The sequence below is a fragment of the Hymenobacter baengnokdamensis genome (genome assembly GCF_008728635.1).
In the GTDB taxonomy this organism is placed as follows: Bacteria; Bacteroidota; Bacteroidia; order Cytophagales; family Hymenobacteraceae; genus Hymenobacter; species Hymenobacter baengnokdamensis.
The window spans coordinates 3,818,197-3,845,082 of the sequence record NZ_CP044285.1 but is presented as its reverse complement, the minus strand read 5'-3'; the positions used below and the strand labels follow the sequence as shown (position 1 = coordinate 3,845,082).

Here is a 26,886-nt window from a genome sequence, read left to right as displayed (position 1 = left end):
CGCGCAGGCAGGGCGCAAAAGCAAGTATTTTCGGCAAAGTGCTAGGTGGTTTCCCCGGCTTACTCCGTTATTGCTATGGCATGAGCCTTACTCAAAAAAACAGCCTGTACTTATTCCTGCTGCTGTGCGCTGCGCTGCTAGGAGCCAGCTGCAACCAGGCACCCCGCCAACAGCCGGCAGCCCATCCGCATTTTGAGGTAACCGAAGCCTCGGTTGCCGACGTGCAGCAGGCCCTGAAGCGGGGCGACTGCAACTGCGAGCAGCTGGTACAGGCGTACCAGGCCCGCATTGCGGCCTACGACCAGCCCACCAGGCTCAACGCTATCGTCGTTACCAATCCGCAGGCGCTGGCGCAGGCGCGGCAGCTTGATGCTGAATATCGCCGCACCGGCAAGCTGCGGCCCCTGCACTGCATCCCGCTCATTGTGAAGGATAATTACAACACGGCTGGCCTCCAAACCACGGCCGGCTCGCTCGCCCTCAAAGGCTTTGCGCCGACGGAAGACGCCACCCTGGTGAAAAAGCTGAAAGCTGCCGGGGCTATTGTGCTGGCTAAGTCTAATATGGCCGAATGGGCCTTTAGCCCGATGGTCACTATCAGTTCGATTGCGGGCGAAACGCGCAATCCCTACAACCTGGCGCACGTGCCGGCCGGCTCGAGCGGCGGCACGGCGGCCGCGGTGGCCGCCAGCTTCGGCACGGCAGGCCTGGGCACCGACACCGGCAACTCTATCCGGGGGCCTTCGTCGCACAACGCCCTGGTGGGGTTTCGGCCCACGCTGGGGCTGCTGAGCCGGGCGGGTATTGCGCCGCTGTACCTGCGCAACGATACCGGCGGCCCCATGGCCCGCTCGGTAGCCGACGCCACCCGGCTGCTCGACGCAATGGCCACCGGCCCCGACCCGGCCGACCCGCTCACCGCCTACTGCGCCGGCAAGATTCCGGCCGGCGGCTACCAGCAGTTTCTGAAAAAAGACGGGCTCCAGGGGGCGCGCATCGGGGTGCTGCGCACGCTCAGCGAGCGCCACCCCGACCCGCAGGTGAAGGCGTTGTTTGCGCAGGCCGTGGCCGACCTGCGCAAGGCGGGCGCCGTGGTAGTAGAGGTGGAAATCCCGAATTTTGCCCAGGTCAGCAGCGGCCAGTGGGCTTCGGTTTTTAAGCACGACATCAACCAATACCTGGCTGCGCTTGGCCCCAAGGCACCCGTGCACAACATCGACGAGGTGCTGGCTTCGGGCAAATACTCGGCTTATATTAAAGAGAATCTGCAAGACGAGCTAGCGCACGGGGTTGCGCCGAGCGCCAGCGTAGCCGGCCGCGGCGAAGCCTACACCGACCCGCGCCGCATTGCCTTCCGCAACGCCGTAACGGCCGTGATGGACCGCTACCAGCTCGGCGCGCTCGTGTACCCGACCTGGAATAACCCGCCCGCCAAAATCGGGGATTTCAAGGGCTACCAGGGCGACAACAGCCAGCTGATTGCCCCGCACACCGGCCAGCCGGCCTTCACCGTGCCCATGGGCTTCACCTACGATAATCTGCCCGCCGGCCTCCAGTTTCTGGGCCGCTCGTTTGATGAGCCCACGCTCATTACCTACGCCTACGCCTACGAGCAGGCTACGCACCACCGCCGGGCCCCGGCCCGGTTTCCGGCCCTGCCTGTGCCGCCGGCCGCGGGCAAGTAGCCGGCGGCACGGGCAGGGCTGCGGCTCAGTGCGCCGGCTTTTCACTCAGTGTCAGCAATTCCTGCAAGTAGTTTCCCCAAACTGCCGGGTTGGAGTGCGTGCCGTGCCCGGTGGTGAGGTCAGTGATGGGCAGCAGAATATAGCGGCCTTTCGCCACCCGCTTGATTTCGGTTTCCAGAATGCCCAGCTCCGGCGGGTTCACCTGGTCGTCGGCCGAGTTGATGGCAAACAGCGGCGCTTTGATGGCTGCCAGGTGCGGGGCAGGGTTGTAGTCGCGCGAGGCATCAAACTGATAAATCATGTCGTTGGCATCGAGCGAGCTGTAGTAGCGGGCTTCGATTTTGGCCAGGGCCGCTTCGGCCAGCTCGCGCGTGGGGGCTTGCTTTTGCAGCTGCTTCGGGCTGCTGGTCATAAAGATGAGCGACGACTCAGCCCCGGTGAGCCCCACTTTCGGCTCGGTAGTGTACGCGCCGCCCTGCCAGGCCGGGTCCATCTCAATCAGGTCGATGGCCATCTTGCGCAGCATGCGGTTGCGGCCGGCTATCTCGACCGGCAGGCTGGCCAGGGGCAGCAGCGCGTCCATAAAGTCGGGGTATTTATAGCCCCACACCCAGGTTTCCATGCCACCCATTGAGGTGCCCATTACCAGGCGGGCGTGCGCTACGCCCAGCTTCTCGGTCAGGAGCTGGTAGTTGGCGACGACCATATCGTCATAGTTATATTTTGGAAATTTCATCCGTAGGCCGTTGCTGGGCTTGCTCGACCGGCCGTGGCCGATAGCATCGGGCAGGATGTTGTAGTACTTCGCGGCATCGAGCAGCTGCCCCGGCCCAAACAGGTGGCCGGCAAACTGCTCGCTCAAAAAGTTGGAGCCTGCCCCCGTGGTGCCGTGCATGATGAGCACCGCGTTCACGATTTTCCCGGCTTTATCCCGGCGGGGCTGCCCAACCGTGGTATAGTGAATAGTGAGCGTGGGCAGTGTTTCGCCGCTTTCGAAGCGAAACTTCGGCAGCATAAAATCGCCCTCTACCGGAGCCGGGTACTTGCTTTGGGCCCAGCCAGCAGCAGGTAGCAGCTGCACGCAGCAAAGCAACAGTAGCAGTAAAGGATTTTTCATAAATGCACTCTTTACAGTGATTTGCAGGTTGATGTACGGGGCGGGGTGCCGGGCCAGGGCGCTACTTGCTGGCTGCTACTTGCCGCAAGCGGCGCTGCAGCTCATCCAGGTCGGGCCGCGACAGGTATTGCCCGTCGGCCAGCACGCCCACAATGCGCTGGGTGTTGGCAATGTCGGCCAGGGGGTTGGCACTGAGCAGCACCAGGTCGGCGAGGCGGCCGGCCTGCACCGAGCCAAAGTCCTGGAGGCGACCATAATACCGGGCCGGGTTGAGCGTGGCCGTTTGCAGGGCTTGCAGGGGAGTGAAGCCCGCCGCCACAAAGCGCTGAAGCTCCAGGTGCAGGCTCACGCCGGGCACCAGGTCGACCCCGGCCGGCATATCCGTACCAGCCAGGAAGCCCACCTGCGCCGCGTGAAGCTTGCGCACCAGGTCGAGCTCGTGGCCGACGAAGCGCGCCCGCATCGGCAGCGGGTCGGTATCCATATTCTTGGCAATGCTGAGCTGGGCCCTGGGCCAGCGCTGCTCTACCCAGCTGCGGCCCGCGTAGGCCAGGTCGGGGGCTTGCCGCCACGCAATGCTATCAACCAGCCACTGGCCGCGCTCCCAGAACAGCGTGGGACACTGCCATATTTCGCGGTGCTTGGCCAGCAGCGCAATAATAGTGGCCTCGCGGGCCGGGTCGAAGGTGGCCAGCAGGCTGGCCGGCGACTTGGGGCTGCCGGCCACGTAGGCATCCTCGGCCGTCGAGCTGGCCTCAAAAATGCCAATCAGGTGCTCAAAGCTGCGCTGGCCGGCCGCTACGGCCTCACTGGCCCGCACGGCATCGGGTACGTGCCCCTCAAAGGGCAGGCCCACGGCCCTGGCCTCGGCAGCAATGGCGAAGTACGCGGCCCGGGGCACCAGCGACTGAACCTTGATAAAATCGACCCCGCGCGCCTTAAGCTGGTCGACTGCCCGGCGGCCGTCTTCGGCCGTAGCAATGGCAATGGAGGCCTTGTAAGGCGATTTGGGGCCGTCGAGCATCGGGCCGCTCACCACCAGGCGCGGGCCCAGCAGGCGGTGGGCCGCCACGGCCTCCCGCGCGTGCAGAATGGAGTCCAGCTCGCTGCCCATGTCCCGGATGCCGGTAATGCCGTTGGCCACCAGCAGCGGCAAAATCAGGCTGGTGCCGGCGCTGGCCGTGCCGTCGAAATAGACGTGGGTGTGCATATCCCACAGCCCCGGCATGAGGTATTGGCCACGGGCGTCGATAAGACGGCCCTTGGGAGGCGTAATGCGGGCCGATGGCCCAACCCGAACAATGCGCTTGCCGGTGATAACCACCGTCTGGTCGGGCTGCACCTGGCCGGTAGCCACGTCAATCACGTTGGCGTGCACGATGGTAATACTCTGCGCGTGCGTGGCCAAAGTGCCTAGCCACAAGGCCAGCAGCAGGTAGGGGAAAAGTCGCATCGGCCAAAAGTGAGCAGTGGGTCCTAACTAAACGGGCAGGCGAAGGTAGCAGGAACCGCACCTGCCCCAATAATAGCATCAGCAGCAATAGTACAGTAGGTGCAAGGTTCGTGTAGAGCCGCATCTTTGCGTCTCGGCGTTGAACGAGGCTGCCAAAGCAGCCCAAAACAGCGCCGCGTTAAAGCACGCACCTCTGTGCCCGCCCGTCTGTCGATTTGCTGAAAAAAGAACGCCTCAATAAAAATACATATTTGACATTAATAATATTGTAAAAACAATATGCGTTTAACCAAAATGCTCTCTTTGCTTCTGCTGCCAGCCAGTCTCACCCGGCTATCGGCCCAGGCACCCCAGCCCGCTCGTGCCGCCGGAAGCTGGGCGCAGCTCAGCCGCGATGCGGGCCGGGTGGGCAAGCCGGCCTGGCGACCCATGCTGCGCTACGTAGCGGCGCTGCACCAAAAAGCTACCCACCCCGCCGCCTGGCCCTTCGACTACGAGTGGGAAGACCTGGGGCCCGGCTACGTCTACGGCAATGCGTTTGGGCATTGGGACGTGGTGCACGAGGCGCTCGATGTGCTGCCCTCTTACCCCGAGCACGCGCTGCACCAGCTGCTGAATGATACTAAAAACCAGGAGCCCAATGGGCTGGTGCCCGGCTCTATCTACATGCCCGGCGGGCTGTCGGGGCGCGACTCGGTGCGCTGGAACAAGGATACCCAGGGCCACCCGCCGCTCTGGCCGCTGGCCGTGCAGGAGTACGTGCACGTCACCCGCGACAGCGCCGTAGTTAAGCGCTTCTATACCCCGCTGGTGCGCCAGCTCACCTGGTTTGAGAATAACCGCAAGGTCGAAAGCGGCGGCTTTTTCTACAACGATATTCTGCTGAAAAAATGGGAAAGCGGCGTCGACGAAGGCATCCGGTTCGATGAGGTGGCCCCCGGGGCTCTGGCCTGCGTCGACGCCACCAGCCACGTGTATGCGCTTTACACCATAGCCGCCCAGTGGGCCCGGCAGCTGGGCCTCGATGCGGCTTATTATGAAAAGCGGGCCGCCGAGCTGCGGGCCTTTATTCAAACGAGCCTGTATGTGCCGGCCGATGGCATGTTTTACGACAGCTGGGCCGTGAAAAATCCGGCGCTGCGCAACCTGCCCTTCGAAAGCATGTGGCCCCTGGTAACCGGGGCCGCCACCCAGGCGCAGGCCGACCGCTACATCGATACCTACCTGCTCAATAAAGAGGTCTTTCTTACCGAGCACCCCATTGCCACAGTAGGGCGGCGCGACCCAAAGTTTGAGCTGCGCATGTGGCGTGGGCCGGCCTGGAACAGCATGGCCTACTGGGCCGCCAGGGGCTGCCTGCGCTACGGCCGCCGCGCGGCGGCCCGGCTTATTCTGGAAAAAGCGCTCGATGATTCGGCCCGGCAGTTTGAGCGCACCGGCACCATCTGGGAGTTTTATAACCCGCTGGGCGGCAAGCCCGAAGACGTAAAAAGAAAGCCGACTTCCAAGTACAATCAGCCCTGCCGCGATTACCTGGGGCATAACCCGGTCATCGAAATGGCCCGGCTCTACGATTCGCTAAAGTAGCGCCGCTGCTCCGGCCGCCCGGCGGCTGCCGGGCCGGTACCGGGCTCACGCTGTACGTACGGGTTCTGGCCGGGGCCCGGCGTCGGGCCGGCCCTGCTTCAGGGCCTGGTGGGCTGCCTGCCACGTAGGCATAGCCTGGTTTACCAATTCCCAGAATCGGGCATTGTGCAGGCGCTCGTGTAGGTGCACCAGCTCGTGTACTACCACGTACTCCAGGCAGGGCAGGGGCCATTTGCTCAGCTCCAGGCTAAGCCAGATGCGCCGGGCGCGGATGCTGCACGTGCCCCAGCGGGTTTTCATCTGCTTGATGCCCCAGGCCGCGGCCTGGGCTCCTACCACCGGCTCCCACTTGGCCAGCAGCGGCGGAATAAGCGCCTGGAGCTGCGCCCGGTGCCAGCCGGCCACTACTTGCCGCCGCTGCAAGGCGGTAGTACCGGCCGGAACCAGCAGGTGCAGCTCGGTGCCGGCCAGCGCTACCTGCGCCCGGCCGGGCCGCTCCACCACGCAGAGCCGATACGGCTGCCCCTGGTAAAAGTGCGTTTCGCCCGAGACGTATTGCAGCGCGGGCGGCACTTCCTGCGCCCGAAAAGCCGCCTGGTGCTTGCGAATCCAGGCTTGCTTCTGTAGCACCATGCTGCGGATGGCAGCCTCCGTAGTGCGCGGCGGTGCCCCAACCTGGATACGCCCGTCGGGCCGCCGCACCGTCAGGCGCAGGTAGCGAACCCGCTTGTAGACAACCTCCACCAGCAGGTCATCAATTTGAAGGTGAGGCATTATACCGGATTGCTGCTATAGTTCAGCCCGTGAAAATACGGCCGCTGGCGCAGTATAGGTGCTTTTTAACGAAAAGCCGGGGCCCGCCTTCGTGTAAAGGCAGGCCCCGGCCTGGGTGGTAGCGCCAGCTTAGGCCGCCGATTTTTTGGGGCGGCCCGGCTTGCGCGGCGCTCCCGACGGGGTGCCGTCCGTTTCGGTTTTGGCGGCGCGGGGTTTGCGGGGCTTGCGGCCGGCCGGCATATAGTCGTCGGCCATTACCGTTTCCATTTCGCCCAGCGCGGCTTGCAGTCCGTCGAGGGCCGAAGTTACCTTTTTAAGCACGCGCTTCAGGTCAACTTTTACTGCCTCGGCTTGCTGGGCAGTTTCTACTACTTTCTGGAATTCATCAAAATTCAGCGCCATGTGCTAAAAGAAAAATAAGGTGAATAGGAGGGTTACGCAACAAATGTAAAAATGATAATGCTATGGCAGCAATTACAAGCGCCGATGCAGCCAGTAGAAAGCAAGCGGACTTGAATTTTGCCTTTGCAAACCGTACTGCTGTAGGTGATTTTAGCAGAAAGTCAGGAGCTGAAAATTAAAAATATGTTTTCCTAAGTCCAGCGCTGTAGTTTTTAGCGAACCAATAAATATGCTTATTGTTCACTGCCCTGGAGCCGGCAAGCGCTTGTTTCTGCGCGCTTAAGAAGAGAAGCCTACAGATATTTTCGGGCGCTTTATGATTGCCTGCTAGGCATCGGCTACCAAGTAAAAACATTTTTGTTACGTGAAAATAGCTGCTAGTCTATTTATTAATAGAAGCTGCCTCTGAAATTTTTGAAAGTATTTTTCTGCTTGCCGACTCACTACTAAAAAATAGCGTTTTCCTGAAACATAATTAACCCTTAAAACTAGCGGCGAGTCCAATTGCTGTAGCACTTGGGTGGCCTCGTAAAGCAGGTAGTTGCCCTTGCAAATATCTTTGCTGGCCTTTTAAGGTTTACGTTAACTGCTGGTAATTTTTCGCCTGCTGTTTCGCTGCTAATGATAATTCGCCTCGGTTTTGTGCTCTTATTAGTGAGCCTGGGAATGGTATATAGTGTGCGCGCCCGTAAGCTGACGGTAGTGGCGAGTTTAGTTGGCGGTGGGGTGGGCCTGCTTATTTACCTGGGAACGGGCTTTACCGGCCTGGCGCTGCTGGGGCTGTTTTTCGGGCTTGGTACGGCCGCTTCGGCCTGGAAAGTGGCCGACAAGCGCCGCCTGGGCCTGGCCGAGGCCAATAAAGGCCGCCGCACGGCGGGCCAGGTGCTAGCCAATGCCGGCGTGGCCGGACTGCTGGGGCTGCTAAGCTGGCAGTATCCGGCGCTGGCCCCGCTGGGCGGCCTGCTGCTGGCCGGCAGCTTTGCCGCCGCCACCGCCGATACGCTGGCGTCGGAGCTGGGCAACGTGTATGGCCACCGCTTCTATAATATCCTCACCTTCAGGCCCGATAAGCGCGGCCTCGATGGAGTTATTAGCCTGGAAGGCACGCTGCTGGGGCTGGCCGGTAGTGCGGTACTGGCCGTGGCCTACTGCCTGGGCGTTGGCTGGGGGCCCGCCCTGTGGTGGCTGCCGCTGGCCGGCACCGTCGGCAACCTCAGCGACTCGCTGCTGGGGGCTACCCTCGAGCGCCGCCAGTATCTGGGTAATAACGCCGTCAATTTTCTCAATACGGCCATTGGGGCGCTGGCTGCCGGGGTGCTGTGGTGGCTGGGAAGGTAACATAGTAAAAAATATATTTTTTGCATTCCTCTTAGCCGGGCTCCTGCTTACTTGGAAGGTGGCGGTGCGGGCAACGGCGGCGCGTTAGGGTCCACGTTCCAGTGCCCGCCGAAAGTCCAGTTGGCGGTAATCTGCTCCGGAGTGGGGGCCTGGTCGGCCGTATCCAGGTTATTACGCAGCCAGCTGTAGTCGCCGCCCTGGCGGTGGCAATTGTAGTAATACACGCGCCGGCCCCAGCGCGGGGCCGAGTCGCCCGAGGGGGCCGGATAAATGTCGGCATCGGCCATTGTGCGGGCAAAGCGGCAGTTGAGCAGGTAAAACTGCGCCTCGTGGTGGTAGCGGCCCAGCTTAAAGCCCGCATCGCCGCTGAAAGTGCAGTTTTTGAGCACCGTTTTGGCCTCCCAGTTCGCCGAGCCATCGTGCCAGATGGCGGCATTGAGGTTGTGGCAGATAAAGCGGCAGTTCTCGGCGTAGGCCCAGCCGCGCGGGCAATAAAAATCCACCGAACCTTCGAGGGTGCAGTCCTTGAAGTAATACATGCCCGTTTCCTTGTCCCAGGGGCTGACAGTGTCGTTGCCCAGGGTGCGAAAGGTGCAGTGCTGCACGCGTAAGCGCGTGGTGTTGGCGGCCGTGTAGAGCGCCATCTGGTGGTCGGCGCTGGCCACCGTTTTCTGGCCGTTGGGAGCGCCGGGGCAGGCAATGGTTTCACCCTGCGGATGGTCGGCCCCGTAGCTGTTGACGACGGTCAGCTTTTCCAGGGTCACGTCGGGGCTGTTGCGCAGGTTCAGGGTGGCCACGTCCCAACGGGTGGCATTGGCCGGGTCGCAGCGAAAGCCGGCATTCGACTGCGAAATAGTGATGACCACGCCCCGCTCACTTTGGCCGCGCAGCACCAGGCCGGGCATGCCGTCAACGGTTACTTTTTCGTGGTAAATGCCATTTTTAACAAACACCACCGGCAAAGGCCCGCCCGCCGTCGCCAGGCTGTTGATAGCCGCCTGAATGGTTTGAAAATCGCCCGAGCCATTTTGCGCCACTACTACCTGGGCTTTGCTGGTAGCCTGCGCCCAGCTGGCCCTGGCTACCAGCCAGGTAAGCATTAGTAAAAGAAGATGGAAACGCATTCTGAATATTAATTATTTACTATGTATTGCGGCGTGCCCGCTCCGGCGGCGCCGCCGGGCATGTGCGGCAGTGCCCGGCAAATGCCGGAAGGTAAGCACACCGCTAAAGTCGGCCCGGTTTGGTGAGCGTTGCTTACCTTGCCCCACTATCGCCACGCGCGGGAAGCCGACGGCCATTTGGTAAAAATGAGCGCGGCGCAAACTTCCGGCCCGACGGCGGTGTTAAGCTCACTATTCGCGGCCCCCGCCAACATTCGGTGGCCGGCAGCGTAGTTATTTGTTTCTCAATATCTTTGCCTTATGGAAGTTGCTAGCTACACCCTGGCCGAAGCCACTACGGCCGCCCCTTACCTGGATTATGCCCGCTGCATTGACGCCGATAACCGGCCCGCCAACCACGGTGGCGACTGGCCTACGGTAGGCGAAGTGTACCCCGTGCGCGTCGTCGACAGCCGCCTCGAAGGCATTCCGCTGGTGCACGTGCTCACCTTCGATGGGCCAGCGCCCTACTACAATGCCTTCGCGCCGCACCGCTTCGAGCTCACGCACCGCATTTACCTCAATTAATAGCTTCCGCACCAGTAATCAAAAAGCCCCGGCCGCTTACTGGCCGGGGCTTTTTGATGTACTGGTGAGAAGGGACTACTGCGCCGGGGCGGCTGCATCGCCATCCAGCGTGTCGTGGTAGCCCAGGCCATTGATGGTGAAGGTAATAGACGTGGTGCGGTGAATCTCGCGGGCCTCGCAGGTCAGCTTAAGATAAGCGGCTCCGGTGTAGGGGGCGCTGCTGGTGGCAGGGGAGGAGTTCCCCGCCGGCAGCTGGCCAGGCCGGCACACGGCATCGCGCATGGCTTTGGCCATGAGGTGGGTGCGGCGGTCGTCGGCATTGAGCTGATACACCTGCACTGCGGCTACCTGCGCACAGCCGCTTTCCTGCACCGTAGTCCAGTTTATTTGTACCGGAACGGCTATTTTTTTAGTCTGGCCCACCAGCATGCTGCCGGTGTAGGTATGCGGGTAGGTGCGCGCTCCGGTAGCTTTAATAAAAGTCGTGTCGAAGCGTAGGGCCCTGGCCTCGCTGCCGCCGGTAGTGGTGGGCCGGCTTTGTACACTGGTATTGGCTTCGCGGCACGAGGCCAGGGCGGCCATTGCCGCCAGCACCAGGAAAGTCTTGTTCAGGGTCATAAGCAATAGCCGCTTCTTGGGAGCAGCTTTATAAAGGTAACAGGCCTCTTACGGCGCGCTGCCCACAAAAGGTATTGGGCGGGCAAGCTACTGCACGCAAAAGCAGCCGGCTGCCGTACTTTGGCCCATGTCCGATTTTCGCTTGCGCGTGTTTGCCGCCGTGGCCCGGCACCTGAGCTTTACCAAGGCCGGGCAGGAGCTGTTTATCAGCCAGCCGGCCGTGACGCGGCACATCCGCGAGCTGGAAGCGCAGTACCGCCAGCGCCTGCTCGAGCGCCTCGGCAACCGGGTAGCGCTCACCGAGGCCGGCCGCCTGCTGCTGGCCCACGCCGAAAGCGCTGCCGCCGCCCAGCGGCAGCTCGAAGAGCAGCTGGATGCCCTGCGCGACCCCGGCGCCGCCGCGGGCCGGCTGCGCCTGGGCTCCAGCACCACGCTCAGCCAGTACGTGCTGCCCGGCTGGCTGCCGGCTTTTCAGCAGCGCTACCCGCAGGTGCTGCTGACCCTGCACAATGCCAACTCCGAGCAGATTGCCGACGGCCTGCTGCGCGGCGACCTCGACCTGGGCTTCGTGGAAGGCCGCTCGCGCTCGCGCGACCTGCACTACGAGCTGCTGCTGCCCGATGAGCTGGTAGCCGTGCGCCGGGCCACGCCGGCTGGGTCGCCCGCCGTGCCCCTGCCGCTGGCCGAAGCGCTGGCGCACCCGCTCATCCTGCGCGAGCGCGGCTCGGGTACCCTCGAAGTGCTGGAATTTGCCCTGCGCGAGCTGAAAGTCAGGCTCAGCAGCCTGAAGGTAGCGTGTTACCTGAATAGTACGGAGGCCATCAAAGGCTACCTGGAAGCCGCCCCCGACGCCCTGGGCTTCGTATCGCGGCGGGCGCTTACCCGCGAGCTGGCGGCCGGCCAGCTGGAGATTGTGCCCATCGCAGGCCTGCGCTTACCCCGGCAGTTTGAGGCCGTGTGGGTGCAGGGGGAGCCCCTTTCACGGGCCGCGCAGCGCTTTCTAAGCTTTGCCCACAGTCAATGCTGAGCTTTTCCCTTCGGGTTGGCTGCTTTTCGGTGTGCGACTGAGGGCCCGGACCAAAGCCGTTGCAGTAAACGAGCAGCGAGAAGCCGCCAACGACTGTTATTGTATAACAACAGGTTATACTAGATAACCTTTTTGGATAAACGTATTGATAGACAGTCTGGTACCTTTGTGGGGTAGTTATTCTCTGCCCCATGCCGCTGCTGCTTTCCCCACCCACCCACCCGGCCGACCTGCCCCGGCCGGGTACTTCGACCGATAAACCGGCCTCCACCCCGCTGCCTGAGCCGGGTGAGCCGGCCGGATTTCGGCACTATTTCCACGCGCCGCACCGCCTGCTGGGGCGCACCATCACCCTGCGGCAGGTGGCATTTGGGGTGCTGCTGGTACTTTGCCTCACGCCCTGGGCCTCGCCGCCCGTTGCGCTGGCGCTGGGGTTAGGGCTGGCTCAGACGCTCGGTAATCCGTTCCCGGCCTTTACCAAGTCGCTGACCAAGAATCTGCTGCAATTTTCAGTTATCGGCCTGGGTTTTGGCATGAACGCCCAGGCGGCAGTGCAGGCCGGCCGCGAGGGGCTGCTGTTCACAGTGGTTTCCATCTTCGGCACGCTCACCCTGGGCTACTTTATTGGCAAATGGCTGGGGCTGGGGCGGCGCGTGGTGCACCTTATCTCGTGCGGCACTGCCATCTGCGGGGGCTCGGCCATCGCGGCCGTCGGCCCGGTGCTGCGGGCCAAAGATGAAGAGATGTCGGTTGCGCTGGGTACCATATTCGTGCTCAATGCCATTGCCTTGTTTGCCTTTCCACCCATCGGCCACGCCCTGGCCCTGACCCAAAACCAGTTTGGCCTGTGGTGCGCCATTGCCATTCATGATACATCGTCGGTGGTAGGTGCCGCCAAAGTATACGGCGACCAGGCGCTGCAAGTAGCCACCACCGTCAAGCTGGCCCGTGCCCTCTGGATTATCCCCGTGTCTATCGGCACTTCCCTGCTGTTTAAGCAGCAGGAAGTAAAGGTGAAGATTCCATATTTCATCTTTGGCTTTATCGGGGCTATGCTGCTCAATACCTTCGTGCCGGCCGTGCGGCCGCTGGGGCCGGTGCTGGTAGGCCTGGCCAAAATCGGCCTCACGCTCACGCTGTTCTTTATCGGCGCGGGGCTGTCGGCCAGGGTAGTGCGCTCGGTAGGAGCGCGGCCCTACGTGCTGGGCCTGCTGCTGTGGCTGGTGATTTCGGTGGGCTCGCTCTGCGTCATTATGCGGGTAGTGTAAGCAGAGGTGCAATACCTGACATAGAGCAGATTCCAAGTTCGTGTCCAGCTTGACTGGGGGTACTCGGATTTGGAAACTGCACCAGGTAGGCGTTACGTGTCGGGGCAACCTAACTTGCGGCTGGGTTGTCCCTTGGGCGAAATCGGGGTAAACGACCCAATTCTCATGCAAAAAATCTATACTTTACTCTTGCTGCTGGCAGCCGGCCAGGCCAGCGCCCAGACATTTACCCCCGCCGAAATAGCCCGCTGGAAGCAGCAGGCCCAGCGCGTCAGCATCGTGCGCGATACCTGGGGCGTGCCCCACATCACGGGCAAGACCGATGCGGATGCCGTATTCGGCCTGCTCTACAGCCAGTGCGAAGACGATTTTGCGCGGGTCGAGGACAACTACATCACGGCGCTGGGCCGGCAGGCCGAAGTGCAGGGTGAGGCTGCCCTCTACGAAGACCTGCGTCAGCGCCTGTTTCTCGATTCGGCGCGGGCCGTGGGTATCTACCAACGCAGCCCGCGCTGGATGAAGGACCTGCTGCACGCCTTCGCCGACGGTACCAACTACTACCTGGCCACGCACCCCACCGTGCAGCCCCGGCTGCTGCACCGCTTCCAGCCCTGGATGCCGCTGCTCTTCAGCGAGGGCAGCATTGGCGGCAACGTGAGCGTGGTGCCTGTAGAGCGGCTCAAGGCGTTTTACAGCCAGCCCAAAGGCACGTCGTGGCAGCGCCCCCTGCCCGACCCCCTGCAAGCCGACCGCGAGCCGGTGGGCTCCAACGGCTTCGCCATCGGGCCGGCCAAAAGCGCCAGCGGCCACCCGCTGCTGCTTATCAACCCCCACACGTCTTTTTATTTTCGCTCCGAAGTGCAACTGACCAGCGCCGCGGGCCTCAACGCCTACGGGGCCGTGACCTGGGGACAGTTCTTTGTTTACCAGGGCTTCAATGAGAAATGCGGCTGGATGCACACCTCCAGCCAAGCCGACTCGATGGACGAATACCTCGAAACGGTGAGCCAGCAAGGCGGCAAGTATTTTTATCAGTACGAGGGCAAGCAGGTGCCGATGCCCACCGATACATTGTCTTTATACTATGTAAAGGACGGCCGGCGGCAGCGCCGGCACTTCACTACCTACCGCACGCCGCACGGCCCGGTAGTGGGCCAGCAGGGCGATAAGTGGGTGACCGTAAAAATGATGGATACCCCGCTCGAAGCCCTGGAGCAGAGCTACCTGCGCACCAAGGCCCACGACTACGCCAGCTTTCGGGAGGTGATGCGCCTGAACGGCAACGCCTCCAACAACACCGTTTTTGCCGACAATACCGGCACCATTGCCTACTGGCACGGCAACTTTATGCCCCGCCGCCCGGCCGGCTACGACTGGAACCAACCCGTCGACGGCAGCACCAAAGCCACCGAGTGGCAAGGCCTGCACAAGGTGGAGGAGCTGGTGCAGGTGCGCAACCCCGCCAGCGGCTTTATCCAGAACTGCAACTCGACGCCCTACACCGTCTCCGGCCCCGGCAGCAGCCCCGATAAGCTGAACTATCCGCCCTACATGGCGCCCGATGCCGAAAACTACCGGGGCATTAACGCGGTGCGGGTGCTGAGCCGCAAGCAAGCCTTCACGCTTGATACGCTCATCGCGGCGGCCGACGACCCGCACCTGGCGGGGTTTGAGGAGCTGCTGCCGGCCTTGTTTAATGACTACCAGCTGACCATCGACGCGCCCGGCGGCACGGCACCCGAAGGAGTAGGGGAGGCCATCGACCTGCTGCGCCGCTGGAACCTGAACTACAGCGCCACCTCCACCGCCCAAACGCTGGCCATCTACTGGGCCGAGCGGCTCCAGCGGCTGGCGCGCACCCGCCTGCCCGCCGGCCAGAGCCCCAGCTACCTGGCCTTTACCGCCTTCGTCATCGCCCACACCTCACCCGAGGAAAAGCTTACCGCCCTGGCCGAAACCCAGGCCCAGCTCACCCGCGATTTTGGCAGCTGGAAAGTAGCCTGGGGCGAAGTAAACCGCTACCAGCGCCTGACCGGCAGGATTAACGAAACCTTCGACGACCAGCAGCCCAGCCGGCCGGTGGCCTTCACTTCGTCGGCCTGGGGCTCGCTGGCGGCTTTCGGGGCGCATACTTACCCCGGCACCAAAAAGCGCTACGGCAACGTCGGCAACAGCTTCGTGGCGGTGGTCGAGTTTGGCCCCCGCGTGGTGGCCCGCTCGGTGGTAACCGGCGGCCAGGCCAGTCGCCCCGCCGATAAGCACTTCACCGACCAGGCCCCGCTGTACTGCGAAGGGAAGTTTAAGGACGTGTGGTTTTACCCCGAAGACGTGGCCAAGCACGTCGAGCGGCAGTACCATCCGGGCGAGTAGGGTAGGGGCGGACAGCCGGCTTCAACAGCCCGCAGCCCGCCCGGCGCTTACTTTGCTGTCTCTCCCTGACCCCCAAGAAAATGCGCTTGCTGATTCTACTATGCTGCCTGCTGCCCGGCTTCACCTGGGCTCAAACCGCCACCCTGCTGCACCCCGCCGCCGTGTTCGACGGCCAGGTGCTGCACCCCGGCTGGGTGGTGCTGGTAGAGGGCCAGAAAATAACGGCCGCCGGCCCGGCCGCGCAGGTGACTGCCCCGGCCGGCGCGCGCACCCTGGAGCTGCCCGGCCTCACGCTGCTGCCCGGCCTCATCGAAGGGCATTCGCACCTGCTGCTGCACCCCTACAACGAAACCAGCTGGAACGAGCAGGTGCTGAACGAGCCGCTGGCGCTGCGCGTGGCCCGCGCCACCGTGCACGCCCAAAAAACCTTGCTGGCCGGCTTCACCACCACCCGCGACCTCGGCACCGAAGGTGCGGGCTACGCCGATGTGGGCCTCAGGCAAGCCATTGACGAGGGTATTATTCCGGGCCCGCGCCTGCTGGTGGCCACGCGGGCGCTGGTAGCTACCGGCAGCTACGGCCCCCACCTAGCCGCCGTGGAAGACCTGCCCCAGGGCGCCCAGGAGGCCGATGGCGTCGATAACTTGGTGCGGGCCGTGCGGGAGCAAATCGGCCACGGGGCCGACGTGATAAAGGTGTATGCCGACTACCGCTGGGGCCCCGGCGGCGCGGCGCAGCCCACGTATTCGCTCGAAGAGCTGACGCTGATAGTACAGACGGCCCGCTCGGCCGGGCGCGGCGTGGTGGCCCACTCCAGCACCGCCGAAGGCATGCGCCGCGCCGTGCTGGCCGGCGTCGAAACCATCGAGCACGGCGACGGCGGCACGCCCGAGGTCTTCAAATTGATGAAGGAGCGCGGCGTGGCGCTGTGCCCCACGGTGGCCGCTTCGGATGCCATCTCGCGCTACCGGGGCTGGAAAAAAGGCCAGGGCCCCGACCCGCAGCGCATTACGGAGAAGCACCGCGCCGTGCAGGCCGCCCGCCAGGCTGGCGTAACGTTTGCGATGGGCGGCGACGTGGGCGTGTTTCCGCACGGCGACAACGCCCTGGAAATGGAATTGCTGGTGCAGGACTACGGCTTTACGCCCCTCGAAGTATTGCGCCAGGCCACCAGCGGCAACGCCCACATTTTTCACCTCGCCGACCGCGGCCGCATCGCCGCCGGCCTGCTCGCCGACCTCGTGGCCGTGGCCGGCGACCCCACCCAGCAAGTGCAGGCCCTGCGCCAGGTGCAGCTCGTGATGAAGGGCGGCGTGCTTTATAAGCAACCTTAGGCAGTTAGCGCGGTTGCCAGGTTCGAATACAGCGTGGCCAGTACCCGGATTTACCTTGTCCTGCCCGGCTGCGCAGTTACATTCGTAGGTGCATCTGCACCGCTGACTTTTATGAAAAAACTTGTCGAAAAGCACCCGCTGGCCATTCGCTGGTTTCACTGGGTGAACTTTCCCGTGCTGGCGCTCATGATTTGGAGCGGCCTGTGGATATATTGGGCAAATGATATATACCGCCTGGGCTGGGGCGATACCACGCTCTACAAGTTTTTCCCGCAGTCGTTCTACGACGCTACCCACCTCGACCACAAGCTGGCGCAGGGCATGGCCTGGCACTTTCTGCTGATGTGGGTATTCTTTCTGAATGGCTTGCTCTACGTGCTCTATACCTTGTTTTCGGGCGAGTGGCGCTACCTGCTGCCCAACCGGCATTCCGTGCGCGAAGCTATTGAGGTGACGCTGCACGACCTGGGCCTGCGCAAAGCGGCCCCGCCGGTGCAGAAGTACAACGGGGCGCAGCGCATTGCCTACACTGCCGTTATTGTCATGGGGCTGGGCTCGCTGCTCACCGGCCTGGCTATTTATAAGCCCACGCAGTTTGGCTGGCTCACGCAGGGGCTGGGCGGCTACGAGGCCGCCCGCGTCGAGCATTTTGTGCTGACGGTGGGCTACGTGCTGTTCTTTATCGTGCACGTGGCGCAGGTGGGCCGCGCCGGCTGGAATAATTTCCGCTCCATGGTAGCAGGTTTTGAGATGGAGGAGGTGCCCGCGCCGGCGGTTGGAGCCGGCGGCCCCGTGCTCACCCAGCGTCAGCCCGATGCCAGGGTTTAGTATCCAGCGGTTAGTTTATCCCATTTATGACTCAGGAAGTAACGCCCTCGCCCGAAAATCCCATTCCGCCAGGCTCTTCGCCCGATGCGGCGCTCGACCGGGAGGCTACGCGCCGCACCCGGCGCTCGTTTATTGGCCTGGGCTTGGCCGGGCTGGGCGGCGTGCTGGGCTGGCGCTACCTGCTCGGCCGCCCCGACGCCGACGGCACGCCCGCGCCCTTCCGGCGCGTAATGGATGCCAATAGCCGCCTCACGGCGGCGTATTTCCGCGAAACGCGGCTGGCCCCCGAGTTTGCCAAAAGCCTGGCCGTGCGCGAGGTGCGCACCAACGGCGACGCCGGCTTGCAGTCGCCCCTCGACCTGGCCGCCTGGCGCCTGGCCGTGCAGCCCTACGGCGGCGGCAACGCCCGCGAGTTTACCCTGGCTGACATCAAGGCCCTGCCGCGCATTGAGATGACCACCCAACTCAAGTGCATCGAGGGCTGGAGCATTATCGTAAACTGGGCCGGGACGCGCTTCGTCGATTTCCTGGCCAGATACCCGTTGGCCACCCGCAGCGGCCAGCCCATCAAAGACATAGCCAACCCGCCCGCCGACCTGGCCCCCTACGTGAGCCTGGTAACGCCCGATGAGGAATATTACGTGGGCCTGGACATGCACAGTGCTATTCATCCGCAAACCCTACTCTGCTACGAGATTAACGGCCAGCCCCTTAGCCTGGAGCACGGCGCGCCCCTACGCTTGGTTACGCCGCTCAAGTACGGCATCAAGCACCTCAAGCGCATCGGCACCATTTCCTTTGCCGATACCCGCCCCGACGACTACTGGGCCGAGCAGGGGTACGACTGGGACTCGGGACATTAAGAAGGACGCAGGCGCGGACTTTATTGGCCGCGCCTGCGTCCTTCTTACATCACCACGCGCACCTCGTAGTAGTCAGCGCCCGAGCCGTTGGGGTTGGGCACGCGCCAGGCGCCCACGCGGCTGGGGCCGTAGCCCAGATTCACCTTTACCCACTCATCGCGGGTGGGCAGCAGGGCCAGAATATCCTGCTGCAGGCGGTCGATGGCATCCTGCGCATCCTGGTGCTGCAAGGCCAGCTCATCGGCGTGCTGGTCGAACGAGCCGGTGGGGGGGCGCTGGTCAAATCCGGCGGCCGAAGCCGCCACGTTGGCATCGTGGGTCGGCTCATTGCGCTCGGCCACGGTCAGCTTGCGCAGGTCCTCCTTGGCGGCGAGGAAAGCTTCTACTTTCGCTTCGAGCGGAAGCAGGGCGGGGTCAAGGTAATCGAGATTGGAGGCCATTCTTTTACTGGTTAATTTTTACTGGATAATCAGTATTTTGCTTGTTGCGCTGGCATTTTTCCCCGCAATATCTCACCTCTTCCCAGTTATTGCGCCATTTCTTGCGGTACTCAAAAGGCCGGCCGCAGGTAGCGCATAGTTTGGTGGGGAGCTGGCCTTTTTTCAGCGAAGCAGCCATGGGGCAGGGGAGAAAGCAAAAAGCCGCCGGACCTTTGCCGGCCGGTCGGGGGCTATTTACGTTTAAAAGCGCCCGGCCGGCCATGCCCACCCGTCCTTCTTTGCTTATGTCCCACGAAGCTCCCGACCTCATCGGCCAGGCCCTGCTCGATTATCAGCACGGCCACCACGCGGCCGCCCTCACCGTGCAGTGCAGCGCCGCCGACGAGGAGGCGCTGCCCGCCGCTTACTTTTTTCGTATCCTGCTCGCCATGCCCGAGCTCGAGCGCCAGGCCCTCGACGAGTGCCGGGGCCGCGTGCTCGACCTCGGGGCCGGCGCGGGCTGCCATTCGCTGGAGCTGCAAAGCCGGGGCTTTACCGACGTAAAGGCCATCGACCACTCGGCCGGGGCCGTGCAGGTGATGCAGGCCCGCGGCGTGCGCCAGGTGGCCCGGCACGACATCTTTGCGCCCCGCGCGCCGCAGGAAGCGCCCTACGACACTATCCTGATGCTGATGAACGGCCTCGGGCTGGCCGGCACCCTCGAAGGCCTCGACAGGTTTCTGGCCCACGCCCGTACCCTGCTCGCGCCCGACGGCCAGATTCTGGCTACCTCGTCCGACATCAGCTACCTCTACGAAGACGAGGACGGGGCGCTGGTGTTCAATCTCAACGGTCCGTATTACGGCGAGGTCGAGTACACCTTTCAGTACAAAGGCCAGAGCGGGCAGCCTTTCCCGTGGCTGTTTATTGATGCTTCCCTGCTCGAAGACGCGGCCCGCCAAGCCGGCTACGAAGTAGATTTTCTGGGCGAAGACGAAGGCGGCCAGTACCTGGTGCGCCTCACCCTGGTGGGCGGCTTCGAGGCGGGCATTGAGTAAGAGCCAGCCTTCAGCTGCCCCGTTCATACGTTAACTAACTAATCAAAAATGCCACATAATCAGAGCTATACCGTGCGCTGGGCCGAGCTGGACCCCAACGGCCACATGCGCCACTCCGCCTACGCCGATTTTGCCGCCGACCAGCGCGTGAGCTGGCTGGCCAGCCTGGGCTTCGACATCAAGCGCTTTGGCGAGCTGCGCCTCGGCCCCATCCTCTTCCGCGAAGAAACCAAATACCTTAAGGAGCTGCACGGCGGCGAGCAGATTCGGGTAGATGGCCGCGTAACCGCCGGCACGCCCGACGGCTCGCGCTGGACCATAGAGCATAATCTATATAAGGCCGATGGCCGCCTCGCCGCCACCGTTACCGTTGATGGCGCCTGGCTCGACCTCGACCGCCGCAAGCTCACCGTGCCGCCCGCCGAGCTGGCCCAGGCAATGGCCGTGGAGGAAAAGTAAGCTACTTCTTCAGGACCTTGCTAATCCGATTGAGCTGCTGCTGATGGTGCAGGGTGTGGTCGAGCACCGAGGCCACAGTCTGGCCAATGGTGAGCCAACCGGCGCGCGGATGCCGGAAAACGGTGTGGTTGAGCTTGGTGCCCGGAAACTCGTGCAGCACCTGCTCCAGCTGGCGCCGGACCCCGGCCCACTCGGCGCGCAGCTCGGGCAGCGGCGCAATGGTGGAGGGGTCGGGCGGGGGCAGCAGAGTAGGGGGCACCTTAAAGCGCAGGCCCGGCAGGCGCAGCGCCAGGCGCAGTAGTATAGCCCGAATGCGATGCTTGACGCCTGCCAGCTGCCAGCCGCCGTGGTCGGCCGCCAGCGCGTGGCGCAGCGCCCCGGTAATACTTTTCTCGGCCGTAAGCAAGTGGTGAATTACCTGGGCCGCCGCCCACTGGCCCGGCACCGGATGCACGTAAGCGCGGGCCCCCAGCGCCTCGGCCGTAGCCAGGGCATTTTCGGTAGCGCGGTCGAGCTGCTCAATCAGCAGGTGTAAACGATTGGTCATGGCGCAGCAGGATAGGCAGATTGGGACAACGCCAGGGCGTAGATTTGACGAAAAGGTAAGCACCGGGCTGGCAATCAGCAGCGGGCGGTTTCCTTTGCGCTGCCCGGGGGCCGCGCTGGCTCCGCAAAATCCGTGCAAGGGCTGGCTCTGCGGGCCGGCCCTTCGCTTTAAGCTGCTTGTTTCGTGTTGTTTAAAAATACTATTTCCAATCTGACGCGCATTCGGCAGGTGGCCGAGGTGCTGCTGCGCTACGGCTTCGAAGACGTGGTGACGACCACGCCCCTGCGCCGCCTCGTGAGCCAGAGCCGCCGCCGCCGGTGGCTGGAAAACGACGAGCGCGCCGTATTTCAAACCACCCGCTGGGAGCGCATCCGCCTGATTATTGAAGAGCTGGGCCCTACCTTCATCAAGCTGGCTCAGGCCCTGAGCAACCGGGCCGACCTGCTGCCCCAGGCGCTCATCGATGAGTTTGAGAAGCTGCAAAGCAACGTGCCGCCCTTCCCGGTCGAGGAAGCCCGCCAGATTGTCGAAGCCGAGCTGGGTCGCCCACTCGAAGAAGTGTTCCTCGATTTTGAGAATGAGCCGATTGGCTCGGCCAGCATTGGGCAGGTGCACCGGGCGCGGCTGCACGGCGGGGAGGAAGTAGTTATTAAAATTCAGCGGCCCGGCGTGCGCGAAAAAGTGGCCGGCGACCTGCGCCTGCTGCACGAGCTGGTGCGCCTCACGGCGGGTTTTCTGCGCAACCAGGGCCTCTCCAATCCGCAGGATGTGGTCGATGCCTTTGAGCGCAGCATGACCAAGGAGCTGGACTATACCTCCGAGGCCCGCGCCATGGAGCAGATGCGCAAGCTCTACGAGCACTACGAGAGCTTCTACATACCCAAGCCCTACCGCGAGCTGAGTACTGCTAAAATACTGGTAGTTGAGTTTGTAGATGGCTGTAAGATAACCGATAAGACGCAGCTACTGGCCTGGGGCCTGAGCCCTGCCACCGTAGCCGAAACGGGCATGGATATTTACCTGACCCAGATTTTCGAGTTTGGGTTTTTCCACGCCGACCCGCACCCCGGCAACGTGCTCGTGCGCCCCGATGGCACGCTGGTACTCATCGACTTCGGCATGGTGGGCAAGCTCACCAAGCAGCAGAAATACGCCTTTGCGGGGGTGTTTATCGGCATGGCCCGGCAGGATGCGCGCGGCATGGCCCTCAACTTCCGCCGCCTCGCTCTCAGCAGCGACATCCCCGATATGCGGGCCTTTGAGGCCGACCTCAACAGTCTGATTGAGGATTTCGCCCTGCTCGACGTAAAGGAGATGAGTATGAGTGATTTGGCCGACTCGCTTCAGGGCATCATCTACCGCTACAAGCTGCAGGTGCCGGGCGCGGTATTCCTCATTCTGCGGGCGCTGGTTATCCTGGAAGGTATCGGCAAGGTGCTGCATCCCAGCTTCAATACCTTCGAGTTTGTGCGCCCCTACGGCGCCCGCATTATGCGCGAGCAATATTCGGCCGATAATATATTAACCGAGGCGGAATATACGGGCACCCAATTGCTGGCCCTGCTGCAAACCCTGCCCAGCGACCTGCGCCAGATAATGCGCAAAATCAGCAAGGGCGAGCTGCGGGTGAAGGTGGAGCTGAGCGGCTACACCAGCCTGCTGCGCAAGGCCGACCAGCTCGTGAGCCGTACCATTCTGGCGCTGCTGGCGCTGGGCAGCATCGTGTTTGCGGGCCTGAGCCTGCTCGGGCATTACCCGCCCGAAATGCCTTATTTCCGGGGCCTGCCCGTTATTACGTGGTACAGCCTGGGCACCTGTCTGTTTCTGCTGCTGCTGCTGACCATGCCGCAGCGCGCCCGGCGCGAGTGAACGGCTTTAAGCTTCCGGGCGTAAATTTCTGCTACTATGGCTCCTCTTACCGATACAATGGCCCCGATTACCGACATCTCGCAGCTCGACCTGAGCCAAACCTATTCGTATGCCGACTACCTGAGCTGGAAGTTCAGTGAGTACGTGGAGCTGATACGCGGCCGCGTACTGCGCAAGATGTCGGCCCCGACCACATTCCATCAAATTGTCTCCTCTAATTTTAATGGGATAATTTGGAATTACCTTAAAGGAAAACCCTGCCGCGTATTCCCCGCGCCCTTCGACGTGCGCCTATTGCGCAGCACTGGCAACGGCGACACCCAGGTGCAAACCGTGGTGCAGCCCGACCTGTGCGTCATCTGCGACCTCAGCAAAGTGGACAAGCGCGGCTGCCTGGGGGCGCCCGACTGGATTATCGAAATCGTGTCGCCCAGCACCGCCACCCACGATACCAAAACCAAGTTTGACCTGTATGCCGAAAACGGCGTAGGCGAGTACTGGATAGTATATCCCGGCGAGCAAGCCATTTCCGTCTTCGTGCTCGAAGGCGATGAGTATCAGCCGAAAGGTGACTACTATGAGCCTGGCCTGGTGCCCTCTCACACGCTGCCCGAACTGCAGCTGCAATGGGCCGACGTGTTTGAGGGGCTAAGCTAGCGCCGTTTTATAGTAGCACTTGGCCCTATGCTGGCCCGGCCGCCTCGGCGTGCTGCGCGTGCAGCCAGTCGCGCAGCGCTGGCGGCGCTAGTACCTGCACCTCGGGCCCGTAGCTGAGCAGCTCCATACGCAGGTCGTGGGTGTCATATACCCACAGCGCCAGTTGGATTTCCTCCTCATTTTGCACCAGTACCTGCTGCGACGCGTGGAGCGGATAGCTCAGCGCGTAGCGCCCCTGCGTGGGCGCAAAGCACAGCACTACCTCTTGCGGCGCGGCATCGTGCGGCCGCGTGATGCCAAAAGCATCGGCGTAGTAAGTAGTCGCGTCGAAGCCGGCAGGTGGGCTGAATGTTGCAGCCGTCAACTGTAGGTCCTGAATGCGGTCGAGGCCGAAGCAGGCTAGCCGCCCGCTCCACACCATTGCGGCCAGCACGTACCAGCGTCCCCGAAACTCCTTGAGCAGCAGTGGCCCTACCGTGCGCGTTTCGGCCTGCTCTTCCCAGTGCTTCTGGTACTGAAACTCGACCACCTGCCCGGCTTGCGCAGCCCGCAACAGCGGCCGCAGGTACTGTAGCCCTAGCGGCCGCCGCGCCTCGGCCTGCACAAACGGCCCCAGCGCCTGCGGTAGCCGCAGAAACTCTTGTAGCTCAAATGCTTCGAAAAGCCGCTGCTGGTCGGCTGGCAGTGGCTCGGTTTCGGCAAGGTAGTACCCTTCGTTTTTACGGGCCCTGATGGTAATGCCAAACAGGTCGATTATCTCCTGCTTGTCGCGCTGAAACGTGCGCAGCTCATAGCCACCTTCGTAGTCGCCCACTGCTGTTTCTTCCAGCAAATAGCGCCGGATTTCGTCAAATGGCAATGCCCGCCCGCGTACCGCCTGTAGCCGCTGCACAATGTGAAACTGGCGAAGAAGGTGGGCGCGGGCGGGCATTACAAAAAACCAGTTATATTACTTTTCAGCCAGTAATAAATCAGCACCGAATTTTAAGGCAAACCTAGCCACATCGTCACCGCTAATTAAAGACACAGTTTTGCCTTTTTCCAGAAGTTGTGTGCTAATTTTATCGAAAGCGGCGATTAAATGTTCAGACGCTTGAGCTGTAGTTATAAGTAAGCCCGAGTCAGCGTTAAACGTAGCCATTGCTTCCTCAAGTTGGTCAACCGCGTTGGTTTCCCAATGAATATCGGTGTAAGATTTAGCTTGAATAACAAGCGTTGCGGCTTTTTGCAGGCCAGTTATCGGTAATCCAGTATCATAAGATACAATAAGGTCTGCGCCATTGTCTGTTCCAAATCCTTTGTGTCTGCCATGCTCATTAACATTAGTAACTCCAGGGATTCTACGGAAAATTTCTGCTAAAAATGCCTCAAAACTATGGGATGGATTGTTGAGTTGAATTTTCGAAGTAAAATCTTTTAGTAACGGTACTAAAGAATCGCGGAGATGGTAAGTTTCAGCACGCTCATCGGACTTCAGTATGACAGCACCAGTTCTAAGGTTTTGAATAGATTTCTCGAAAGCTGCAAGTTGATTAATGCGCCAAAACCTGCCTTGTAGTTTCAAGCGGCTACTAATTATTGGTAAGATGTTTGCATCATTTCGGTCGAATTCTATTAAAGTACCTAAGTCAATTTGTAGCGTATGGCGGAAGTCATCCACCTCGTTTGGTGCTGAATCAAATCTATACCCTCTGGCCACTTTAGCTGCCGTGCATTTACCATACTGTGGCACATTGATATGCACAACCCAATCGCCAGGTTCTACATCCAACAAAAAGCTTGCTTTCTTGAAGCACTCTGTTTGTTCGTCATTCAGTTCTGTCCAAAATAAATCATTTAGTTGTAGCAAGTCACATCTATGGATGTAACTCCATCCAAATCGTGAAATACCTTTTTTGAGTGATTTATGTACAAACGCAACGTGTTCTTCTTCACTAGGATTTTTGAGAGCCCAAATAGTCATAATATTTTACGGTTTGTGTTTTGGTAAAAGGTGAAACTGCTTTGCAAGCTACTCCATAAAATCTGCGCCATCATCTTCAAACCCACAGCTAGCATGTATTTTCTGCTGTACCACCAGCTTACTCAATTTAACTAGCTCCGGTAACTAGTATAGTAGTGCGCTGCCTGGCAAACCCCGTGCGCAACAGCGTTTCCCAAACTGTGCCGCTCTCTATATACTGGACGGCTATACTGGACGGCGATTAACATTATTAGGCAAGGTAAAAACTCGGTTTCGGCGGACATAAGGAGTAGGTACTAGTGCTGCGTCAGAGGAAATAATTAACAAACCACTGTGCTCCGGGTTAGGGGCCTTATGTCTCGTCCCCTTACTCCCTTTGCCCTCCCGGCGGCTGACCAAGCTGCCCTCGAAAATTTCACGCGCACCGGTCGTCGGCCCGTACGAGCCGTGCGCCGCGCCCAGGCGCTGCTGGCCTTGGCGACCGGTATCGGCCAGCAGGCCGCCGGCCAAGCCGTTGGCCTGAGCCGCCAGGCAGTCAGCAAGATACGCCGCCGGTACGAAGCGGCCGGGTGGCAAGTCGCCTTGGCCGAGGCCCCGCGTAGTGGTGGGCCACGCCGCTTTGATGGTCCCCAACGCGCCGCCGTCACGGCGCTAGCCTGTACACCGGCCCCGGTGGGCCATAGCCGCTGGACCCTGCGCTTGCTGGCCGATAAGGCGGTGGAACTGTGCCTGGTGGACACTATTTCCCACGAAACGGTGAGCCAGATGCTCAAAAAAACGAGCTGCACCCCCACCGCCAGCAGCACTGGTGCCTCGGGGCGATGAATGCGGCCTTCGTAGCCCGCATGGAGGACGTGCTGGCCGTCTACGAGCGGCCTCACGACCCGCTTTTCCCCGTCGTCTGCTTCGATGAGCGCCCTTGTGTGCTCCACAGCCAGCCCGTCGAACCCCTGCCCCCGGTGCCGGCCCAGCCCGCCGTAGGCGAGCAGGCCGCTAGAGCCGGGCGCCCCCGCCGCGAAAGCAGCACCTACGTGCGCCAGGGCACGGCCTGCCTGCTGGTGGCGTTTGAGCCGGGCACCGGCCAGCGCCTGGTCGAGGTCTCGGCCCGCCGGACCGGGGCCGATTACTGCCGTTTTATGCAGGCCTTGGCCGCCCACTATGCGCAGGCCGAGAAAATCGTGCTCGTGCAGGACAACCTCAACACCCACACCGACGCCGTCTTCTACCAGCACCTGCCCGCCGCCCAGGCCCGCGCGCTGGCTGCCCGCTTCGAGGTGCACTACACCCCTAAAAATGCCTCCTGGCTTAACATGGTCGAACTTGAACTCTCGGCCATCGCCCGCCAGTGCCTGCACCAGCGCATCCCCACCCTCGACGAACTCACCGCCCACGTCGCCGCCTGCGTGGCCCAGCGCAATGCCGCCCAGGTTACCGTCCACTGGCAGTTCACCCTCGAAAAAGCCCGCGTTAAACTCGACCGCCATTACCAGAAAATTAGGGTAACTAATTCCTCTGACTGAGCACTAGAAGGAAACCAAGTTTGATAGTAGCGGCAGTGC

General features: G+C 61.8%; 27 protein-coding genes. 16 read left to right on the top strand and 11 right to left on the bottom strand.

Features of this window, described 5'->3' with window-relative positions:
• Positions 1 to 80 precede the first annotated feature (80 nt).
• Positions 81 to 1,685, top strand: a complete 1,605-nt coding sequence (locus tag F6X24_RS16480; RefSeq protein WP_151089051.1) for an amidase — start codon at positions 81 to 83, stop codon at positions 1,683 to 1,685.
• A gap of 25 nt (positions 1,686 to 1,710) precedes the next feature.
• On the opposite strand, the gene F6X24_RS16475 is transcribed toward F6X24_RS16480, so the two are convergent.
• On the bottom strand, positions 1,711 to 2,802 hold the full coding sequence (locus tag F6X24_RS16475; protein ID WP_151089050.1) for an alpha/beta fold hydrolase: 1,092 nt from the start codon (positions 2,800 to 2,802) through the stop codon (positions 1,711 to 1,713).
• Between the two features lie 61 nt (positions 2,803 to 2,863).
• Positions 2,864 to 4,255, bottom strand: coding sequence for an amidohydrolase family protein (locus F6X24_RS16470; protein WP_151089049.1), 1,392 nt, complete (start codon positions 4,253 to 4,255; stop codon positions 2,864 to 2,866).
• A 294-nt stretch (positions 4,256 to 4,549) separates the two neighbouring features.
• On the opposite strand from F6X24_RS16470, the gene F6X24_RS16465 reads away from it, so the two are divergent.
• Positions 4,550 to 5,842: an MGH1-like glycoside hydrolase domain-containing protein gene (locus tag F6X24_RS16465; RefSeq protein ID WP_191906362.1), complete on the top strand. Its 1,293-nt coding sequence runs from the start codon at positions 4,550 to 4,552 to the stop codon at positions 5,840 to 5,842.
• Positions 5,843 to 5,887: 45 nt separating this feature from the next.
• Here the strand turns inward: F6X24_RS16465 and F6X24_RS16460 are convergent, their stop codons facing one another.
• Complete coding sequence (locus tag F6X24_RS16460) at positions 5,888 to 6,616, bottom strand: M48 family metallopeptidase (protein WP_151089047.1); 729 nt, start codon at positions 6,614 to 6,616, stop codon at positions 5,888 to 5,890.
• Positions 6,617 to 6,745: 129 nt separating this feature from the next.
• Positions 6,746 to 7,018, bottom strand: a complete 273-nt coding sequence (locus F6X24_RS16455; protein WP_151089046.1) for a hypothetical protein — start codon at positions 7,016 to 7,018, stop codon at positions 6,746 to 6,748.
• A gap of 621 nt (positions 7,019 to 7,639) precedes the next feature.
• Between F6X24_RS16455 and F6X24_RS16450 the strand changes: the two genes are divergently transcribed.
• Positions 7,640 to 8,356, top strand: a complete 717-nt coding sequence (locus F6X24_RS16450; RefSeq protein ID WP_151089045.1) for a DUF92 domain-containing protein — start codon at positions 7,640 to 7,642, stop codon at positions 8,354 to 8,356.
• Positions 8,357 to 8,403: 47 nt separating this feature from the next.
• On the opposite strand, the gene F6X24_RS16445 is transcribed toward F6X24_RS16450, so the two are convergent.
• Complete coding sequence (locus F6X24_RS16445; protein ID WP_191906361.1) at positions 8,404 to 9,456, bottom strand: pectinesterase family protein; 1,053 nt, start codon at positions 9,454 to 9,456, stop codon at positions 8,404 to 8,406.
• A gap of 324 nt (positions 9,457 to 9,780) precedes the next feature.
• Here F6X24_RS16445 and F6X24_RS16440 point away from each other — a divergent pair, with 324 nt between their 5' ends.
• Positions 9,781 to 10,047: a hypothetical protein gene (locus F6X24_RS16440; RefSeq protein WP_151089043.1), complete on the top strand. Its 267-nt coding sequence runs from the start codon at positions 9,781 to 9,783 to the stop codon at positions 10,045 to 10,047.
• Positions 10,048 to 10,122: 75 nt separating this feature from the next.
• On the opposite strand, the gene F6X24_RS16435 is transcribed toward F6X24_RS16440, so the two are convergent.
• Positions 10,123 to 10,665: a hypothetical protein gene (locus tag F6X24_RS16435; protein ID WP_151089042.1), complete on the bottom strand. Its 543-nt coding sequence runs from the start codon at positions 10,663 to 10,665 to the stop codon at positions 10,123 to 10,125.
• A gap of 127 nt (positions 10,666 to 10,792) precedes the next feature.
• Here F6X24_RS16435 and F6X24_RS16430 point away from each other — a divergent pair, with 127 nt between their 5' ends.
• The 6 genes from F6X24_RS16430 (at position 10,793) to F6X24_RS16405 (ending at position 18,355) form a co-directional block, all read left to right on the top strand.
• Positions 10,793 to 11,692 (top strand): LysR substrate-binding domain-containing protein, encoded by a 900-nt coding sequence (locus F6X24_RS16430; protein ID WP_151089041.1) that lies wholly within the window; start codon positions 10,793 to 10,795, stop codon positions 11,690 to 11,692.
• A gap of 191 nt (positions 11,693 to 11,883) precedes the next feature.
• Entirely contained in the window at positions 11,884 to 12,960 is a 1,077-nt protein-coding gene (locus tag F6X24_RS16425) for a YeiH family protein (protein ID WP_151089040.1), read from the top strand.
• Between the two features lie 165 nt (positions 12,961 to 13,125).
• A complete protein-coding gene (locus tag F6X24_RS16420; protein WP_151089039.1) occupies positions 13,126 to 15,330 on the top strand; it encodes a penicillin acylase family protein in 2,205 nt (734 codons plus the stop codon).
• A gap of 80 nt (positions 15,331 to 15,410) precedes the next feature.
• Positions 15,411 to 16,664 (top strand): metal-dependent hydrolase family protein, encoded by a 1,254-nt coding sequence (locus tag F6X24_RS16415; RefSeq protein ID WP_151089038.1) that lies wholly within the window; start codon positions 15,411 to 15,413, stop codon positions 16,662 to 16,664.
• Between the two features lie 111 nt (positions 16,665 to 16,775).
• A complete protein-coding gene (locus F6X24_RS16410; protein ID WP_151089037.1) occupies positions 16,776 to 17,492 on the top strand; it encodes a cytochrome b/b6 domain-containing protein in 717 nt (238 codons plus the stop codon).
• Positions 17,493 to 17,518: 26 nt separating this feature from the next.
• A complete protein-coding gene (locus F6X24_RS16405) occupies positions 17,519 to 18,355 on the top strand; it encodes a molybdopterin-dependent oxidoreductase (RefSeq protein WP_151089036.1) in 837 nt (278 codons plus the stop codon).
• A gap of 44 nt (positions 18,356 to 18,399) precedes the next feature.
• On the opposite strand, the gene F6X24_RS16400 is transcribed toward F6X24_RS16405, so the two are convergent.
• Positions 18,400 to 18,795, bottom strand: a complete 396-nt coding sequence (locus F6X24_RS16400; RefSeq protein ID WP_151089035.1) for a hypothetical protein — start codon at positions 18,793 to 18,795, stop codon at positions 18,400 to 18,402.
• A 4-nt stretch (positions 18,796 to 18,799) separates the two neighbouring features.
• Positions 18,800 to 18,973, bottom strand: a complete 174-nt coding sequence (locus tag F6X24_RS16395) for a DUF2256 domain-containing protein (RefSeq protein WP_191906360.1) — start codon at positions 18,971 to 18,973, stop codon at positions 18,800 to 18,802.
• A gap of 106 nt (positions 18,974 to 19,079) precedes the next feature.
• On the opposite strand from F6X24_RS16395, the gene F6X24_RS16390 reads away from it, so the two are divergent.
• Both F6X24_RS16390 and F6X24_RS16385 read left to right on the top strand, forming a co-directional pair.
• Complete coding sequence (locus tag F6X24_RS16390) at positions 19,080 to 19,832, top strand: class I SAM-dependent methyltransferase (protein ID WP_151089034.1); 753 nt, start codon at positions 19,080 to 19,082, stop codon at positions 19,830 to 19,832.
• A 48-nt stretch (positions 19,833 to 19,880) separates the two neighbouring features.
• Positions 19,881 to 20,291 carry an acyl-CoA thioesterase gene (locus tag F6X24_RS16385; protein WP_151089033.1) on the top strand — a complete coding sequence of 137 codons (411 nt, stop codon included), beginning with the start codon at positions 19,881 to 19,883 and terminating at the stop codon, positions 20,289 to 20,291.
• Between the two features lies 1 nt (position 20,292).
• Here F6X24_RS16385 and F6X24_RS16380 read toward each other — a convergent pair whose 3' ends face one another.
• Positions 20,293 to 20,838: a DinB family protein gene (locus F6X24_RS16380; RefSeq protein WP_151089032.1), complete on the bottom strand. Its 546-nt coding sequence runs from the start codon at positions 20,836 to 20,838 to the stop codon at positions 20,293 to 20,295.
• 183 nt (positions 20,839 to 21,021) lie between these two features.
• On the opposite strand from F6X24_RS16380, the gene F6X24_RS16375 reads away from it, so the two are divergent.
• Positions 21,022 to 22,707, top strand: a complete 1,686-nt coding sequence (locus tag F6X24_RS16375; RefSeq protein ID WP_229725180.1) for an ABC1 kinase family protein — start codon at positions 21,022 to 21,024, stop codon at positions 22,705 to 22,707.
• A gap of 36 nt (positions 22,708 to 22,743) precedes the next feature.
• On the top strand, positions 22,744 to 23,364 hold the full coding sequence (locus tag F6X24_RS16370; RefSeq protein WP_229725178.1) for a Uma2 family endonuclease: 621 nt from the start codon (positions 22,744 to 22,746) through the stop codon (positions 23,362 to 23,364).
• A 25-nt stretch (positions 23,365 to 23,389) separates the two neighbouring features.
• Here the strand turns inward: F6X24_RS16370 and F6X24_RS16365 are convergent, their stop codons facing one another.
• Positions 23,390 to 24,295 (bottom strand): helix-turn-helix transcriptional regulator, encoded by a 906-nt coding sequence (locus F6X24_RS16365; RefSeq protein WP_151089031.1) that lies wholly within the window; start codon positions 24,293 to 24,295, stop codon positions 23,390 to 23,392.
• Positions 24,296 to 24,313: 18 nt separating this feature from the next.
• Complete coding sequence (locus F6X24_RS16360) at positions 24,314 to 25,327, bottom strand: restriction endonuclease (protein WP_151089030.1); 1,014 nt, start codon at positions 25,325 to 25,327, stop codon at positions 24,314 to 24,316.
• Between the two features lie 354 nt (positions 25,328 to 25,681).
• Here F6X24_RS16360 and F6X24_RS16355 point away from each other — a divergent pair, with 354 nt between their 5' ends.
• Positions 25,682 to 26,152, top strand: a complete 471-nt coding sequence (locus F6X24_RS16355; protein ID WP_151086744.1) for a helix-turn-helix domain-containing protein — start codon at positions 25,682 to 25,684, stop codon at positions 26,150 to 26,152.
• Positions 26,149 to 26,847, top strand: a complete 699-nt coding sequence (locus F6X24_RS16350; protein ID WP_229725176.1) for an IS630 family transposase — start codon at positions 26,149 to 26,151, stop codon at positions 26,845 to 26,847. The genes F6X24_RS16355 and F6X24_RS16350 overlap by 4 nt, the downstream gene beginning before the upstream one ends.
• Positions 26,848 to 26,886: the final 39 nt, after the last annotated feature.

Bases quoted from the DNA above. Each gene is read 5' to 3' on its own strand.
- F6X24_RS16480 (WP_151089051.1), top strand. From the start codon at position 81: ATGAGCCTTACTCAAAAAAACAGCCTGTACTTATTCCTGCTGCTGTGC.
- F6X24_RS16475 (WP_151089050.1), bottom strand. From the start codon at position 2,802: ATGAAAAATCCTTTACTGCTACTGTTGCTTTGCTGCGTGCAGCTGCTA.
- F6X24_RS16470 (WP_151089049.1), bottom strand. From the start codon at position 4,255: ATGCGACTTTTCCCCTACCTGCTGCTGGCCTTGTGGCTAGGCACTTTG.
- F6X24_RS16465 (WP_191906362.1), top strand. From the start codon at position 4,550: ATGCTCTCTTTGCTTCTGCTGCCAGCCAGTCTCACCCGGCTATCGGCC.
- F6X24_RS16460 (WP_151089047.1), bottom strand. From the start codon at position 6,616: ATGCCTCACCTTCAAATTGATGACCTGCTGGTGGAGGTTGTCTACAAG.
- F6X24_RS16455 (WP_151089046.1), bottom strand. From the start codon at position 7,018: ATGGCGCTGAATTTTGATGAATTCCAGAAAGTAGTAGAAACTGCCCAG.
- F6X24_RS16450 (WP_151089045.1), top strand. From the start codon at position 7,640: ATGATAATTCGCCTCGGTTTTGTGCTCTTATTAGTGAGCCTGGGAATG.
- F6X24_RS16445 (WP_191906361.1), bottom strand. From the start codon at position 9,456: ATGCTTACCTGGCTGGTAGCCAGGGCCAGCTGGGCGCAGGCTACCAGC.
- F6X24_RS16440 (WP_151089043.1), top strand. From the start codon at position 9,781: ATGGAAGTTGCTAGCTACACCCTGGCCGAAGCCACTACGGCCGCCCCT.
- F6X24_RS16435 (WP_151089042.1), bottom strand. From the start codon at position 10,665: ATGACCCTGAACAAGACTTTCCTGGTGCTGGCGGCAATGGCCGCCCTG.
- F6X24_RS16430 (WP_151089041.1), top strand. From the start codon at position 10,793: ATGTCCGATTTTCGCTTGCGCGTGTTTGCCGCCGTGGCCCGGCACCTG.
- F6X24_RS16425 (WP_151089040.1), top strand. From the start codon at position 11,884: ATGCCGCTGCTGCTTTCCCCACCCACCCACCCGGCCGACCTGCCCCGG.
- F6X24_RS16420 (WP_151089039.1), top strand. From the start codon at position 13,126: ATGCAAAAAATCTATACTTTACTCTTGCTGCTGGCAGCCGGCCAGGCC.
- F6X24_RS16415 (WP_151089038.1), top strand. From the start codon at position 15,411: ATGCGCTTGCTGATTCTACTATGCTGCCTGCTGCCCGGCTTCACCTGG.
- F6X24_RS16410 (WP_151089037.1), top strand. From the start codon at position 16,776: ATGAAAAAACTTGTCGAAAAGCACCCGCTGGCCATTCGCTGGTTTCAC.
- F6X24_RS16405 (WP_151089036.1), top strand. From the start codon at position 17,519: ATGACTCAGGAAGTAACGCCCTCGCCCGAAAATCCCATTCCGCCAGGC.
- F6X24_RS16400 (WP_151089035.1), bottom strand. From the start codon at position 18,795: ATGGCCTCCAATCTCGATTACCTTGACCCCGCCCTGCTTCCGCTCGAA.
- F6X24_RS16395 (WP_191906360.1), bottom strand. From the start codon at position 18,973: ATGGCTGCTTCGCTGAAAAAAGGCCAGCTCCCCACCAAACTATGCGCT.
- F6X24_RS16390 (WP_151089034.1), top strand. From the start codon at position 19,080: ATGTCCCACGAAGCTCCCGACCTCATCGGCCAGGCCCTGCTCGATTAT.
- F6X24_RS16385 (WP_151089033.1), top strand. From the start codon at position 19,881: ATGCCACATAATCAGAGCTATACCGTGCGCTGGGCCGAGCTGGACCCC.
- F6X24_RS16380 (WP_151089032.1), bottom strand. From the start codon at position 20,838: ATGACCAATCGTTTACACCTGCTGATTGAGCAGCTCGACCGCGCTACC.
- F6X24_RS16370 (WP_229725178.1), top strand. From the start codon at position 22,744: ATGGCTCCTCTTACCGATACAATGGCCCCGATTACCGACATCTCGCAG.
- F6X24_RS16365 (WP_151089031.1), bottom strand. From the start codon at position 24,295: ATGCCCGCCCGCGCCCACCTTCTTCGCCAGTTTCACATTGTGCAGCGG.
- F6X24_RS16360 (WP_151089030.1), bottom strand. From the start codon at position 25,327: ATGACTATTTGGGCTCTCAAAAATCCTAGTGAAGAAGAACACGTTGCG.
- F6X24_RS16355 (WP_151086744.1), top strand. From the start codon at position 25,682: ATGTCTCGTCCCCTTACTCCCTTTGCCCTCCCGGCGGCTGACCAAGCT.
- F6X24_RS16350 (WP_229725176.1), top strand. From the start codon at position 26,149: ATGAATGCGGCCTTCGTAGCCCGCATGGAGGACGTGCTGGCCGTCTAC.